The organism is Streptomyces sp. NBC_00385, assembly GCF_035917155.1.
Taxonomy (GTDB): Bacteria; Actinomycetota; Actinomycetes; order Streptomycetales; family Streptomycetaceae; genus Streptomyces; species Streptomyces poriferorum.
Map to the genome: position 1 here is coordinate 3013941 of NZ_CP107951.1, position 13913 is coordinate 3027853.

Below are 13913 nucleotides of genomic sequence, written 5' to 3' on the forward strand. Positions count from 1 at the left end.
CTGAATCCAAGCTAGGATGGTCCCCACAGCACCACCAGGAGGCCATCCATGTACGAACCGATCCGCACCAAATCGGTCCACACACCGGCCGACCATGCCGACGACTTCCCGCACCGCACCCGCGAGGAGGAGCTGGACATCCAGCTCGCCGGACACCTGGCCGCCCTGCTCGCGGTCACCGACGAGCTGGGGCTGGGCGAAGCGGGCGACCGCATCGCCGAACAGGTCGCCCGCTTGCGCGGCGCACCGCCGGCCCGGCACGCCGGGCTGAGCGACGCGTCCGCGACCACCCTCCACCGCCGCGCCCACGCCCTCGCGGGCCGGGCCCTGGTGGTGGCGGCGTCCCGCGCCGACACGGTGGTCGCGATCCTCTCGGCCGAACGTATGGACGCCCACACCGCAGCGATCCGGGCCGCTGCCCCCGCCGAATCCCCCGCCACCCCGTCGCGGCTGGTCGGCGCCCTCTGACGGCCCCGGTCCACGTGCCGTAGAGGCGCGTGGACCGGGTGCCACTCCGTGCACGGCCGGTTCCGCAGGTGATGCGGGACCGGCCGCGCGCGTATATCCGTATGTCAGTGCCTGCCGCGCGTGGTCCTGAAGCGGACCATGGCGAAGCCGGCCAGCAGCAACAGCGCTGCCGCGATGCCGATCCCCACGGTGGTACTGCCGGTATCGGCGAGGTCACCCGGCCCGCCGTGAGTCCCGTCGTGCGTGGGGTGCGGTCCCGGACTCCAGGTCGGACCGTCGGAGTGCGTCCGGGTGGGAGTCGGGGTCGGACGGGGCGAGTGCGTCCACGTCGGCGTCGGACGCGGCGAATGCGTCCACGTCGGCGTCGGACGCGGCGAATGCGTCCACGTCGGCGTCGGTGTGGGGCTCGGGCTCGGGATGGTGACCGGCACCTCCACCTCGCAGGGAAGCTCCGGCGCGTCCTCCGTCGCACAGCGCGCACCCGGGGTGTCCGAGGTCACGGCGTTGCGCAGCGTCGCGTCGCCGGTGTCGGGGTCGTCGACCGTGACGGTGTAGGTGATCGTCGCGGTGTCGCCGGGTGCCAGCTCCCCGGACCAGTCGAGCGTGTTGCCCGTGACCTCCGCCGTGCCGGTGTCCGCGGTCGGGCCGGCGGTGAGCGCGGCGTCGTCGAGCACGCCGGACAGGTCGTCGGTGAGGTGGGCCGGGCTCAACGTGGTCTCACCCGTGTTGGTGGCGGTGACGGTGTAGGTGACCGTGTCGCCCTGTTCGGCGGTCTGCGGATCCGCGCTCTTGGAGATCTCCAGCGACTGGTCCATCTCCTTGACGGGCACGGAGGCGGAGGACTCGTTCGAGGTCACGTCGTCGCCGTCGTGTTCGCCCTGGGCCGTGGCCGTGTTGGTGAAGGTGTCATCGGTGACGTCGGCCTCGGTCAGGACATGGGTGCCCTCGCACACCATGGACGAGGTGCTCGACCCCATCGGCCCGAGGGTGTCGCGCGGGCAGGTCACATCGGTCACGGACGGATCGACGACTTCGACGTCGGTGAGCTCCGATGTCCCGGTGTTGGTGACCAGGAACTCGTAGTGCACCGTGTCGCCGACCTCGAACGGCTCAGTCGCCGCGTTGTCCGGGGGCGCGACCGTCTTGACCAGGTTCAGCTGGTCAAGGGTGGTGACGGAGCTCGCCTGGAGCGCCCGGATCAGGTGGGTGTCGATGCTTCCTCCGGTGGATCCGGAGAAGCCGAACTTGTACGTGGCCGGCGCGTCGGCCGTCATCTGCGTCGACAGCACGGGCCGGAAACCGGCGCCGTCGTCGAAGTCGATCTCGACGGCCACGGTCGGCCGGGTGTCCGGGCTGACCGTGATGTGCACGGTGCGCTTGGCCGGCAGCGGGTCGGTGCCCTGGTACCGGAGGCTGCCGGGCAGCGTGGAGACGAAGCCCGAGCCCTGTGTGTCGTCGGGCGCGATGGTGGAGTCGAGGTAGCAGTAGCCGTCGTCGCCCTGCCCCGGGCCGCGCAGGGTGACGGTGTTCGTCACCGGGAGTTCGCTGGTGACCGGTGACTGCTGGGAGTCGGGGCAGCCGTTGCCGCGAAGTTCCGCGTCGTTGGCGAAGTTGCCGTAGGCGTCGAGACCGACGCCGAGGTACCCGCCGTCGACTCCCGGATCCAGATTGCGCTGGGCGTAGCCGAGCGAGCCGCCGTCCGCACCCGCCTCGGTCAGGTCCACCGACCCGTCCACCAGGAAGAAGCCGATGCCATCGGCACCGGAGTCGTTGGTGCCGTACTGGTACTGCTCGAAGGTGACGTCGAGGCCACCGTTGCCCGGCAGCGGCCGGTTGTAGAGCATCCCGCCGACCCGGTAGTAGTCGTGGTCGGTGAGCTGGAGCCAGCCGGGCGTCTCGCCCGGGGTGGGCACGGGCGGGGTCGTCTGGGTGTCGGGGTCGTCACACGGTCCGACCTGCGACTCGCCGGCCGCCGGTTCCGCCGAGGCGCCGGTCAGACAGGCGTTGTCCAGGGGTACGAAGCCGGGGTCGGACACCGAGGTGCCGGTGAAGGTCTCGTCGAGCAGCACCGACTCGCCCACCCGCGGAGCAGGGGGTGCTGCGGCGGTCGGCGCCGCGGTCAGGAGCAGGCCCAGGGCCGTTCCGGCGGACGCCGTGGCAGCGAGCACCGGAGCGCGCCGCAGACGTTCATATCTTTTCATGACATCACGGTAAAAATGGCGCACAGGAGCCCGGGTGCGCACGCCGCCGACACGCCGCAGCGGCGGCCGAATGGCGGCCCCCGAGTGCCCGCCTCAGGGTCGACTACGAACAGTTCGCGGCCGGAAACGGGAGCGGCCCCCGGAACCGCATGCCGGTCCCGGGGGCCAGGGCCGTGTTCGTGCACGTCCCTACCGCGGCGGGCCGTTGACCCCACAGGTCAGGGCGGATGTCGGGAGCCGACCGCGGAGTTCGAAGGGGGCGGTCAGCCCAGGCGCTGGACCAGGGCCCGGTACTCGTCCCACAGCTCCTTCGGCGTGTGGTCACCGAAGGTGTTGAGGTGCTCGGGGACCAGCGCCGCTTCCTCGCGCCAGACCTCCTTGTCCACCTTGAGCAGGAAGTCCAGGTCGGACTCGGAGAGGTCCAGGCCCTCGGTGTCGATCGAGCCCTTGGCCGGCAGGATGCCGATCGGGGTCTCGACGCCCTCGGCCTTGCCCTCCAGGCGCTCGACGATCCACTTGAGGACGCGGCTGTTCTCGCCGAAGCCGGGCCAGACGAACTTGCCCGCCTCGTTCTTGCGGAACCAGTTCACGTAGTAGATCTTCGGGAGCTTCGACTGGTCCGGCTTGTCCGCGCCGACCTTCAGCCAGTGGTTCATGTAGTCGCCCATGTTGTAGCCGCAGAACGGCAGCATGGCGAACGGGTCGCGGCGCAGCTCGCCGACCTTGCCCTCGGCGGCGGCGGTCTTCTCGGAGGCGACGTTGGCTCCGAGGAAGACTCCGTGCTGCCAGTTGAAGGACTCGGTGACCAGCGGGACGGCCGAGGCGCGGCGGCCGCCGAAGAGGATGGCCGAGATCGGCACGCCCTTCGGGTCCTCCCACTCGGGCGCGATGATCGGGCACTGGCCGGCCGGGACGGTGAAGCGGGCGTTGGGGTGGGCGGCGGGCGTACCGGACTCGGGCGTCCAGTCGTTGCCCTTCCAGTCCGTGAGGTGCTTCGGGAGCTCCTCGGTCATGCCCTCCCACCAGACGTCGCCGTCGTCGGTGAGCGCGACGTTGGTGAAGACGGAGTTGCCCCACATCGTCTTCATGGCGTTGGCGTTGGTGTGCTCGCCGGTGCCGGGCGCGACGCCGAAGAAACCGGCCTCGGGGTTGATCGCGTAGAGGCGGCCGTCCTCGCCGAACCGCATCCAGGCGATGTCGTCGCCGATGGTCTCGACGGTCCAGCCGGAGATCGTGGGCTCCAGCATGGCGAGGTTGGTCTTGCCGCAGGCGGAGGGGAACGCGGCCGCCACGTACTTCGACTCACCGCGCGGCGGCGTGAGCTTGAGGATCAGCATGTGCTCGGCGAGCCAGCCCTCGTCGCGCGCCATGACGGACGCGATGCGCAGCGCGTAGCACTTCTTGCCGAGCAGGGCGTTGCCGCCGTAGCCGGACCCGTACGACCAGATCTCGCGGTCCTCGGGGAAGTGCGAGATGTACTTGGTGGAGTTGCAGGGCCACGGGACGTCCTCCTGGCCCTCCTCCAGGGGTGCGCCGAGCGTGTGGACGGCCTTGACGAAGAAACCGTCGGAGCCGAGCTCGTCGAGGACGGCCTGGCCCATGCGCGTCATGGTGCGCATCGAGACGGCGACGTAGGCGGAGTCGGTGATCTCGACGCCGATGGCGGAGAGCGGCGAGCCGACGGGGCCCATACAGAAGGGCACGACGTACATGGTGCGGCCGCGCATGGAGCCGCGGAAGACGCCCTTGTCCCCCACGAAGATCTCCCGCATCTCGGCGGGGTCCTTCCAGTGGTTCGTCGGACCGGCGTCCTCCTCCTTCGCGGAGCAGATGAACGTCCGGGTCTCGACACGCGCGACATCGCTCGGGTCGGAGGCGGCGTAGTAGGAGTTCGGGCGCTTGATCTCGTCGAGCCTGGTGAACGTGCCCTTGGCGACGAGCTCCCCGCACAGGCGCTCGTACTCGGCCTCGGAGCCGTCGCACCACACCACGCGGTCCGGTTCGGTGAGGGCTGCGATCTCGTCGACCCAGGAGACGAGCTCCTGGTGGTTGGTGGGAACAGTGAGGGGAGCCGCGATGTCGCGCGCCACGATCGCTCCTTGATGAGGGTGTCTGTTTGGTAGGCCCCGTGGGGGCTGCGACCCGGATGCTTCTACCCCTTCGAATTCCCTGGCGCTCATCCGGTGCCGACCGCACTCATTTGATCATCCGACCGTTCCGCCCATATGTCCAGAGGGCCGCCCACGTGAGCATCGCCACTCATATCCGATACCTACGGAGGCGTAGGTACGATGCGGGAATGACTGCTGCCGCCGCCGCCGCGCCCGAACCCACCGGGCTGGAACCAGCCGGAACCGTCGACGTCGAGCTGAAGCCACGCATGCGCGGCTGGCTGCACGCCGGGATGTTCCCGGCCGTCCTGATCGCGGGCATCGTGCTCATCGCACTGGCGGACAGCACCCGCGGCCGGATCGCCTGCGGGATCTACATCCTGACGGCGTGCCTGCTCTTCGGCGTGAGCGCTGTCTACCACCGCGGTACGTGGGGGCCGCGCGGCGAGGCCGTGCTGCGCAGGCTCGACCACGCGAACATCTTCCTGATCATCGCGGGCACCTACACCCCGCTGACCCTTCTCCTGCTGCCCGAGTCCACCGGGACCCCGCTCCTGTGGGCGGTCTGGGCGGCGGCGGTCGCCGGCATCGCCTTCCGGGTCTTCTGGGTCGGCGCCCCGCGCTGGCTCTACACGCCCTGCTACATCGCGATGGGCTGGGCGGCTGTCTTCTTCCTGCCGGACTTCATGCGGACCGGCGGCATCGCGGTACTGGTGCTCGTCGTGGTCGGCGGGCTGCTCTACAGCGCCGGGGGCGTCATCTACGGCATCAAGCGGCCGAACCCGTCACCGCGCTTCTTCGGGTTCCACGAGGTCTTCCACTCGCTGACCCTCGCGGCCTTCGTCGTTCACTATGTCGGCATCTCACTGGTGGCCTACAACCACAACTGAGCACCCTCACCCCCCCACAAGAAGGGCCGCGGCTTTCGAGCCGCGGCCCTTTCGCATGTCCGGGCGCGGACAGCGGGGGCCTATATTGACACTCACCATCTTTTGGGAGTTACTGTCACTTGACTGCAACTATCAAAGGAGTGGGACATGGACCGGCGCTGGTGGGCCCTGGGGGCCCTGGTGGCGAGCATGCTCGTCCTCGGATTCGACATGACGATCCTCAACGTGGCGCTGCCGACCATGGCCGGTGAGCTCGGCGCCACCACGGGCGAACAGCAGTGGATGGCCGACGGATACGTCGTCGTGTTCGCCGCGCTGATGCTTCCGGCGGGCCTGCTCGGCGACCGCTTCGGACGCCGCCGGATGCTCATCGCCGGCCTCGGCGTCTTCCTCGTCGGCTCGGTCATCGGCACCCTCGCCGACGACGTGCCCACCGTGATCGCCGCCCGCTGTGTGATGGGCGTCGGCGGCGCGCTCGTGATGCCGCTCGCCCTGGCCGTACTGCCCTCGCTGTTCGGTGAGCCCAAGGACCGGATCAAGGCCGTCGGCATCGTCTCGGCCGCCTCCGCGCTCGGCATGCCGCTCGGCCCGATTCTGGGCGGCTGGCTGCTCGACCACTTCTGGTGGGGCTCGGTCTTCCTCGTCAACATCCCGATGGTCGGCATCGGCATCGCCGCCTGCGTGTTCCTGCTCCCCGAGACCCGTGACCCCGCGGCCCCCGCGGTCGACATGGTCTCCACCGCCCTGTCCGCGACCGGCCTGGGCGCCCTGATCTACGGGGTCATCGAGGCGCCGGGCCGCGGCTGGGGCGACCCGCTGGTCCTGGCCGCACTGGCCGCGGGCGTGATCCTGATCGGCGCGCTCGTCCTGCGTGAACGCAGGTCCGCCCGCCCGATGCTCGACATGGCCCTGCTGCGGCAGCGGACCTTCCTGCTGAGCACGCTCGCCTCGACGCTCGTCATGTTCGCGCTGGCCGGGCTGATGTTCATCCTGCCCGGATACCTCCAGGCCGTACTGGGCCACGACGCCTTCGGCACCGGCGTGCGGATGCTGCCCATGATGGGCGGGCTGATCGTCGCCACCAGGGCGGGCGGCCCGGTCAACGCGCGCTTCGGGGCCCGCGCCACGATGTCGGCCGGACTCGTCGTGCTCGCCTTCGCCGCACTGCTCGGCAGCCGTACGACGGTCGACAGCGGCTACGGGTTCACCGCCCTCTGGCTCACCATCGCCGGCGCCGGCTTCGGCTTCGCCGTCGTTCCCGCCATGAACGCCGCCCTCGGCGCCCTGCCCCCGGACCGTGCGGGAAGCGGATCGGGGCTGCTGATGACCGTGCGCCAGACGGGCAGCGCCCTCGGGATCGCCCTGCTGGGCAGCCTGCTCGCCGGCGCCTACAGCGGCCGGCTGGACACCTCGGGACTGCCGGCCGCCGCCGCGGACACGGCCGGGGACTCCGTCGTCGCCGCCCACGCCGTCGCGGCACGCCTCGGGGCGCAGCGGCTCGCGGAGTCCGCCGACGCCGCGTACGTCCACGGCATGAGCCTGGTGCTGCTGGTCGTCGGCGCCACCGCGCTGATCAGCGCGCTGCTCGTCGGGGCGTTCCTGCCGGCCGCCGACGCGGAGCGGGAGGAACCCGCGGACGTGGCCGCCGCCCCCGTCGATGCCTGACAATGGCAACCATGGCCGCCACCTCCCGTCCCCCCTCCTTCGCCGTACCCGAGTCACAGCCCCCGATGGGGCTGCGCGAGCGCAAGAAGCTCAAGACCCGGGTCGCGATCCGGCAGGCGACGTACCGCCTCATCCAGGAGCAGGGCTACGAGGCGACGACCATCGAGCAGATCGCGGAGGCGGCCGAGGTGTCTCAGAGCACGGTCTTCCGGTACTTCGCGACCAAGGAGGACATCGTCCTCACCGACGAGTACGACCCGGTCATGGAGGCCGTGCTCCGCAGCCGCCCGCTGGACGAACCTCCGCTGGAGTCCCTGCGGCTGATGATGCGCGAGGCGCTGACGTCGTTCGCCACCGCGGAGGACGAGGAACTGCGCCAGCGCACCCGGCTGATGGTGGAGATCCCCGCCATCCGCTCTCGGATGACGGAGACCATGTCGGACACGGCGAAGGTGCTCTCCCAGGTGCTCGCCGACCGCACCGGCCGCAGCGCGGACGACCTGCGGATCCGGGTCTTCATCGCGGCGGTGCTGGGTGCGCTGCGCGAGGTCACCCTGTACTGGGGCGAGCACGGCCAGGAGGGCGACCTGATCACGATGGTCGACGAGGCGCTGATCGCGCTGGAGGGCGGCCTGCGGCTGTGAGCCTCAGCCGCCGGCGCCCCTGAGCGCCTGTGCCAGCACCTCCGGGTCCGTCGTCGGCGCGTCGCAGACGAAGTGCCTGCACACGTACGCCGTCGGCGCACCGCCCAGCATCGGCCGTTCCGCCAGCAGCGGGAACTCCGACCCCGCCGTCTCCCCTGCCGCGACGACCGCGCCGGGCGCCTGCCCCAGCAGGGCCGTACGGTGCAGCGCGCCGCCCACCGGCCCGGCGACCGCCACCTCACGCGGCCCGTCGAGCAGCGCCTCGGCCACCGCGAGCCCCCAGCCGGTGAACCGCGGAGCCCGCGGGCCCAGCGCCTTCACGACGCCCAACGCCCCTTCCGCGGCGCTGCGGTGGGGTTCCGATCCGGTGTAGGCGGCGTACGAGAGCAGCGCACCGGCCGCCGCGGTCCAGCCTGCCGGGGTCGCGCTGTCGGTGGGGTCCTGCGGGCGGCGGATCAGCTGCTCGGCGTCGTCCGCCGTGTCGTACAGCTGCCCGCCCTCACCGGCGAAGTGCTGGAGCACGATGTCGGTCAGGAAGCCCGCGAACTCCAGCCAGGTCCCCTCGCCGGTGACGGCGGCCAGGGCCAGGAAGCCCTCCGCGACATCGCCGTAGTCCTCCAGCACTCCGGCGTGCGTACCGGCGCGCCCGTCCTTCGAGGTACGGACCAGCCGGGCGACCGGCCCCATGTGGAGCCGCACCAGCAGGTCCGCCGCCTCGGTGGCGCGCTCGATCAGGTCGGGCCGGTCGAAGTAGGCCCCGGTCTCGGCGAGCGCGGCGATCGCCAGCCCGTTCCACGCCGCGACGACCTTGTCGTCCCGGCCCGGCCGCGCACGCAGCTCCCGGGCAGCGAGCAGCCGGGCCCGCACATCGGCGGCGCGGACCTCGTCGGTCGCGTCCCTGTGCGGGAGCTGGAGCACCGAGGAGCCCTCCTCGAAGGTGCCCTCCTCGGTCACGCCGAAGAGCTCCGCGGCGAACACGGCGTCCTCCTCGCCCAGCACCTCACGCAGTTGCGCGGGCGTCCAGACGTAGTAGGCGCCCTCGACGTGCTTCCCGTCCGCGTCCTCGCTGTCGGCGTCCAGCGCGGAAGCGAATCCGCCCTCGGCCGTGCGCAGTTCACGGACCATGAAGTCGGCGGTCTCCAGGGCGATCCGGCGGGCGGACTCCGATCCGGTGGAGCGCCACAGATGGGCGTACACACGGCAGAGCAGCGCGTTGTCATAGAGCATCTTCTCGAAGTGCGGGACGACCCACTCGCGGTCCACCGCGTAGCGGGCGAAGCCGCCGCCGAGCTGGTCGTAGATCCCGCCCCTGGCCATCGCCTCGCAGGTGTCGGCCGCCATCTGGAGTGCGCCGTCCGCCCCGGTGCGGGCGTGGTGGCGCAGCAGGAACTCGACGGCCATCGACGGCGGGAACTTGGGCGCGCCGCCGAAGCCGCCGTGCTTCTCGTCGTACTCCCGGGTCAGTCCGAGCAGCGCCTGCGCGAGCTCCGCCTCACCGGGCAGCCCCTCGCCGCCGTGGTCGAGGGTGCGCTCGGACAGGTCGTGGACGATGCGCGCGGCGACCTCGCCGACCTCGTCCCGGCGGTCGGTCCAGGCCGCCGTCACCCCTTCGAGCACCTGCCGGAACGACGGCAGGCCGTGCCGGGACTCGGGCGGGAAGTACGTCCCGAAGTAGAACGGTTCGGCGTCGGCGGTGAGGAACACGGTCATCGGCCAGCCGCCCTGCCCCGTCGCGGCCTGCACCGCCTCCATGTACACGGCGTCGACGTCGGGGCGCTCCTCGCGGTCGACCTTGACCGGCACGAAGTGCGCGTTCAGGTACTCCGCGAGTTCGGCGTCCTCGAACGACTCGTGCGCCATCACATGACACCAGTGGCATGCGGAGTAGCCGACCGACAGCAGGACGGGAACGTCGCGCCGCCGTGCTTCTTCGAAGGCCTCCGGCTCCCATGGCCACCAGTCGACGGGGTTCTCCGCGTGCTGGAGGAGGTACGGGGACGTGGCCTGCGCGAGTCGGTTGGGCATGCCCCCATCCTTGCGCACCCGCCTCCACCCCGCGCATGCGCCACGGGGCGGCGCCCGAACGGGGTAAGGGCCGGCCCGGCCTCTGCCGCCCTCCCGACGCCCACCTGGCACGCCGCCTCCTCCACGGGACCGGCGGCGCAGTCTCGCGGACTCCCTGTCGCACACCGGTCCCAGGCGCGAGACTGGTACCTCAGGCGGCCGGACGCCGGACCGGCCGAAAGGGCAGGGACCGAGGGGGACTTATGCGGATGCGGGACAGCCACCGGGCGGAAGCCGAACGGCTGTTGGCACGGGCCGTGGAGGAAGAGGTGCGCCGCTCCGGCGGCCGGACCGACCCCGGCACGCTGACGGCACGCGGCCGCGCCGCGCTCGACTCGCTGGCGGCCGGGGCGGGCGAGGAGTACGTCACGTACACCCAGGCGCTCGACGTCGAGGCGGCCGGGCAGCAGCCGCTGGCGCAACGGTTCAGCCGGGCGACACTCGGAACGCCGTTACTGGTCACGGGAGTTGCCGCCGCCGCTGCTTTCGGCGCGGATGTGGCGCTCGGTACGGCGTCGGGCCTGGCGCTCGGCGCGGGCGCCGTCGTCGCGGTCGCCGGCGCCACCGCCACCGTCGCCAAGGTCACCGCCTCGCACTGGCCGGCCGCGCACCGCCGCGCCGGAGCCCTCGGGCAGCCCGGCGGGACGGAACAGCTGCGGCTGCAGTGGCTGACGGCGCTGGAGGTACGGGGCATCCGTCCGTTCATCGACCAGCAGCGGATGCTGACCGCCTCGTCCCGCACCCCGGCGAAGAAGAAGGCCGCGGCGGAACGGACCGCGCCCCAACTGCGCGGCGGGGACCGGAGCGCCGCCGCCCGCATGCGTGCGCTCCTCGATCAGTCGTTCAGTCATCTGCCCGCCTCCGAGGGCGGGTTCGCGGGCCGCCGGACCGAACTGGCGCAGATCGCCCAGTGGGTGCACGCGGCCCGCGCCTCGACGGAGACGAAGCCGACCGTCGTCGTCCTGCACGGACCGCCGGGGTCCGGGCGCACCGCCCTGGCCGTACGCGCGGCGCACAGCCTGAAGGACCAGTTCCGGGGCGCGTGCGTGGTCGATCTGCGCGGCGGCGCCGACGACGAGCCGCCGCTGCCGACGCGGGACGCGCTGCTGCATCTGCTGAACCGGCTCGGCGCCCCCCGCGAGCAGTTGCTGTTCCGCGACAGCTCCTCCGCCGACCAGCAGGTGCGCCGGCTCAGCGAGCTGTACCACCAGCACCTGACCGGCACCCCGGTGACGGTCGTGCTCGACGACGCGAGCGATGCCGAGCAGGTCCGCACCCTGATACCGGAACGCTCGGACAGCCTCGTCCTGGTCACCGCCCGTGAACCCCTCGGCCTGCCGGAGTCCCTGCCGGCCCGGGTCCATCAGCTGGAGGTCGGGGCGCTGGACCCGGCGGGTGCGGAGGAACTGCTGCGGGAGGTGTCCCAGGAGGACGGGGAGGGGCCGTACGACTACCCGGCCGGCGAGGCGATCACCGAGCTGTGCGGCGGGCTGCCGCTGGCGCTGCGGGTCGCGGGCTCCTCGCTCGGGGCGCGTACCCCGAGCACTCTGGCGGCCGACCTGGCCGCGTACGGACCGGTCGCGCCGGTCGAGCGGGCCCTGTGGCTGCGCTACACCGACCAGTCCGAGCAGGCGCGGCGGCTGCTGCGCCGGCTCGCGCTGGCCGGTCGTGCCAGCCTCGGCGCCGCGGCTGCCGCCGCGCTGCTGTCGGCCGACGAGCAGGAGGCCGGACGGCTGCTGACCGCCCTGTCCGAGGCCGGGCTGCTGGACCATGTGCGGGGCTCGCGCTACCGGCTGCACGACCTCGTAAGGGGCTTCGCCCTGGCCCGGCTGAACGACGAGGAGGAGGCCGCGGACCGGACGGCCGCGCAGGAGCGGCTCATCGCGAACTACGCCGAGCTGGCGGGCGCGGTCATCCGGATGGTCGACGGCAAGATGTCCACCAGGGCCGGGCAGTTCGGACCGCACGGGTTCGGCTCCCTCGACGCGGCGCTGCGCTGGCTGGACGACGAGTCGAGCTTCATCACGTCCGCGCTGCGGCACAGCGAGGGCGTCGACCAGGGCGCGGTACTCGACCTCCTGGGCGCGCTGTGCGACTACTGCCTGCTGCGCGGCGACCTCTACCGGCTGGGCGAGATCAGCGAGTTGACGCAGGCCGTCGACCAGGGGCTGCTGGAGCGTTCGGTGCAGTGGCGGACCGGGATCGCGGCCCGTCAGCTCGGTGAGCTGGACAAGGCCCGCACCACGCTGTCGTCCGTCGTCGGCCTGTACCGCGAGGCGCAGAACGACTCGGGTACGGCGCTGGCGCTGTGCTCGCTCGGCATCACGCTGCACCACCAGGGCAACCTGACGGAGGCGGCGGCGCGGCTGCGCGAGGCGATCGAGCTGCAGTCGTCCGCGGCCCAGGCGGAGGACCGGGCCTGGTCGCTGCACGCGCTGGCCGCGGTGGAGCGCGACCGGGCCCACCTGGCCGAGGCGCTGGAGCTCCTGGACACCGCGCTGGTCCTGCACCGCGAGGGCGAGTCGCTGCACGGGGAGGCGTGGACGCAGTTCCAGCTGGGCCAGGTGCGGCTGCGGACGGGCGAGGTGGAGCGGGCCGAGGCGGCGCTGCGTACGGCCCTGGATCTGTACGGGCGGACGCGGGACGAGCGGGGCGAGGCATGGGCGCTGACCCAGCTGGCCCGGGCCCGGCTGATGGACGGCGATCCGGCCCCCGCGGTCGAGCAGCTGAACGCGGCCCTGGCCCGGCACCGCGACAGCGAGGACGCCCGCGGCGAGGCGTGGACGCTCTACTACCTGGGCCAGGCCCTGGAGGAGGCCGGCGACACCGATCAGGCGGTACGGCAGCTGGAGCGGGCCCGCACGATGTTCTCCCGGATGCGCGACGTGTACGGGCTGGCGTGCGCCCGCCACCACTCGGGGCGCGTCACCCGCGACCAGCGGGCCGCCCAGACGGGCAACCTGCGCAATTCGGGGTTCGCCCGCCAGCTGCTGGTGGACGCGCGGGCCGACTTCCGCCGCATCGGGGTCGCCCACGGGGAGGCCTGGACGGCTCTGGAGCTGGCCCTGATCGACGCGGGAAACCAGCGCGCGCCGCAGGCCCTGGAGCTGTGCGGCGAGGCGGCCGCGCTCTTCGACTCGTACGGCGACGCGCGGGGCGCGGACTGGGCCCGCTTCCTGCGCTGCACGCTGCTGCCGTACGCCTCACCGGGCGGCATCGAGGTGGGCACGGTGGTGGCCCAGCAGGAACTGGCCGACCTGACCGAGGCCGGCCATCCCACCCGGGACACGAAGCTGGAGGACTGCGCGGAGGCGTACCGGGTGGTCCTGAACCGGGGCGTGGACCTGGAGGACGGCTGGCAGGCCTGGCGCCTGGGCCTGATCCCGACCCGCCATGCCCGCGAGATCATGGGCGTGGCAATCGCGGCCACTCCCTGATCAAGCCCGTCCAGCCCTATCAAGCCCGCCCGGCGATTGAGGGCGTCTGTCAGCCCGTCCGGCCCCATCAAGCCCGCCCGGCGCTTGAGGGCGTCTTTCCAACCCGTCCGGCGCTTGAGGACGAACCCGGCCGCCCGCAGGGGCGGGGAGCCACCGGTCACCCCGGTTCCGCCCCGCCCCGCCACCGCCCTACTTCCGCTTCGCGGAACCCGCGGAGCCCGCGGGCTCCGCCACACCCTCCGCACCGGCCGGGTCGGGCGCTTCCTCGAAGTCGACCTTCCCCATGTGCCGGTTCATGGACTTCATCAGCAGCCACACGCCCACGGCGAGCGCTGCGAAGACGATGAAGCCGAGGACCCCGGGGGTCACCTTGTTCTTGTCCAGTTCCTCGGCGAGCGGGACGAGGTGCGTCAGTGCCTGAGTCGCGTACATA

At 72.0% G+C, this 13913-nt stretch carries 9 protein-coding genes; 5 read left to right on the top strand and 4 right to left on the bottom strand.

From position 1 onward, the window contains the following. Window positions 1-48 precede the first annotated feature (48 nt). On the top strand, window positions 49-468 hold the full coding sequence (locus tag OG959_RS13115; RefSeq protein ID WP_326658356.1) for an SCO4983 family protein: 420 nt from the start codon (window positions 49-51) through the stop codon (window positions 466-468). Window positions 469-572: 104 nt separating this feature from the next. On the opposite strand, the gene OG959_RS13120 is transcribed toward OG959_RS13115, so the two are convergent. Together OG959_RS13120 and OG959_RS13125 are read right to left on the bottom strand one after the other, a co-directional pair. Next, window positions 573-2669 (bottom strand): DUF7927 domain-containing protein, encoded by a 2097-nt coding sequence (locus OG959_RS13120; protein ID WP_326658357.1) that lies wholly within the window; start codon window positions 2667-2669, stop codon window positions 573-575. Between the two features lie 263 nt (window positions 2670-2932). Beyond that, complete coding sequence (locus tag OG959_RS13125; RefSeq protein ID WP_326658358.1) at window positions 2933-4759, bottom strand: phosphoenolpyruvate carboxykinase (GTP); 1827 nt, start codon at window positions 4757-4759, stop codon at window positions 2933-2935. A 209-nt stretch (window positions 4760-4968) separates the two neighbouring features. Here OG959_RS13125 and trhA point away from each other — a divergent pair, with 209 nt between their 5' ends. The 3 genes from trhA to OG959_RS13140 all read left to right on the top strand — a co-directional run bounded on the left by trhA (window position 4969) and on the right by OG959_RS13140 (window position 7979). Then, window positions 4969-5670 carry a PAQR family membrane homeostasis protein TrhA gene (gene trhA, locus OG959_RS13130; protein ID WP_326658359.1) on the top strand — a complete coding sequence of 234 codons (702 nt, stop codon included), beginning with the start codon at window positions 4969-4971 and terminating at the stop codon, window positions 5668-5670. A 147-nt stretch (window positions 5671-5817) separates the two neighbouring features. After that, window positions 5818-7335, top strand: coding sequence for a DHA2 family efflux MFS transporter permease subunit (locus tag OG959_RS13135; RefSeq protein WP_326658360.1), 1518 nt, complete (start codon window positions 5818-5820; stop codon window positions 7333-7335). 11 nt (window positions 7336-7346) lie between these two features. Then, the gene (locus OG959_RS13140) at window positions 7347-7979 is read left to right on the top strand and encodes a TetR/AcrR family transcriptional regulator (RefSeq protein ID WP_326658361.1); all 633 of its coding nucleotides are present in this window, start codon (window positions 7347-7349) and stop codon (window positions 7977-7979) included. Window positions 7980-7982: 3 nt separating this feature from the next. On the opposite strand, the gene OG959_RS13145 is transcribed toward OG959_RS13140, so the two are convergent. Further along, window positions 7983-10004 carry a thioredoxin domain-containing protein gene (locus OG959_RS13145; protein ID WP_326658362.1) on the bottom strand — a complete coding sequence of 674 codons (2022 nt, stop codon included), beginning with the start codon at window positions 10002-10004 and terminating at the stop codon, window positions 7983-7985. Window positions 10005-10252: 248 nt separating this feature from the next. Between OG959_RS13145 and OG959_RS13150 the strand changes: the two genes are divergently transcribed. After that, complete coding sequence (locus OG959_RS13150; RefSeq protein WP_326658363.1) at window positions 10253-13480, top strand: tetratricopeptide repeat protein; 3228 nt, start codon at window positions 10253-10255, stop codon at window positions 13478-13480. 189 nt (window positions 13481-13669) lie between these two features. Here OG959_RS13150 and OG959_RS13155 read toward each other — a convergent pair whose 3' ends face one another. After that, entirely contained in the window at window positions 13670-13912 is a 243-nt protein-coding gene (locus OG959_RS13155; RefSeq protein ID WP_306071466.1) for a hypothetical protein, read from the bottom strand. Between the last annotated feature and the right edge of the window lies 1 nt (window position 13913).

What these genes read in the sequence shown, in the direction of transcription:
- OG959_RS13115 (WP_326658356.1), top strand. Translation starts at nt 49, where the DNA reads ATGTACGAACCGATCCGCACCAAATCGGTCCACACACCGGCCGACCAT.
- OG959_RS13120 (WP_326658357.1), bottom strand. Translation starts at nt 2,669, where the DNA reads ATGAAAAGATATGAACGTCTGCGGCGCGCTCCGGTGCTCGCTGCCACG.
- trhA (WP_326658359.1), top strand. Translation starts at nt 4,969, where the DNA reads ATGACTGCTGCCGCCGCCGCCGCGCCCGAACCCACCGGGCTGGAACCA.
- OG959_RS13135 (WP_326658360.1), top strand. Translation starts at nt 5,818, where the DNA reads ATGGACCGGCGCTGGTGGGCCCTGGGGGCCCTGGTGGCGAGCATGCTC.
- OG959_RS13140 (WP_326658361.1), top strand. Translation starts at nt 7,347, where the DNA reads ATGGCCGCCACCTCCCGTCCCCCCTCCTTCGCCGTACCCGAGTCACAG.
- OG959_RS13145 (WP_326658362.1), bottom strand. Translation starts at nt 10,004, where the DNA reads ATGCCCAACCGACTCGCGCAGGCCACGTCCCCGTACCTCCTCCAGCAC.
- OG959_RS13150 (WP_326658363.1), top strand. Translation starts at nt 10,253, where the DNA reads ATGCGGGACAGCCACCGGGCGGAAGCCGAACGGCTGTTGGCACGGGCC.
- OG959_RS13155 (WP_306071466.1), bottom strand. Translation starts at nt 13,912, where the DNA reads ATGTACGCGACTCAGGCACTGACGCACCTCGTCCCGCTCGCCGAGGAA.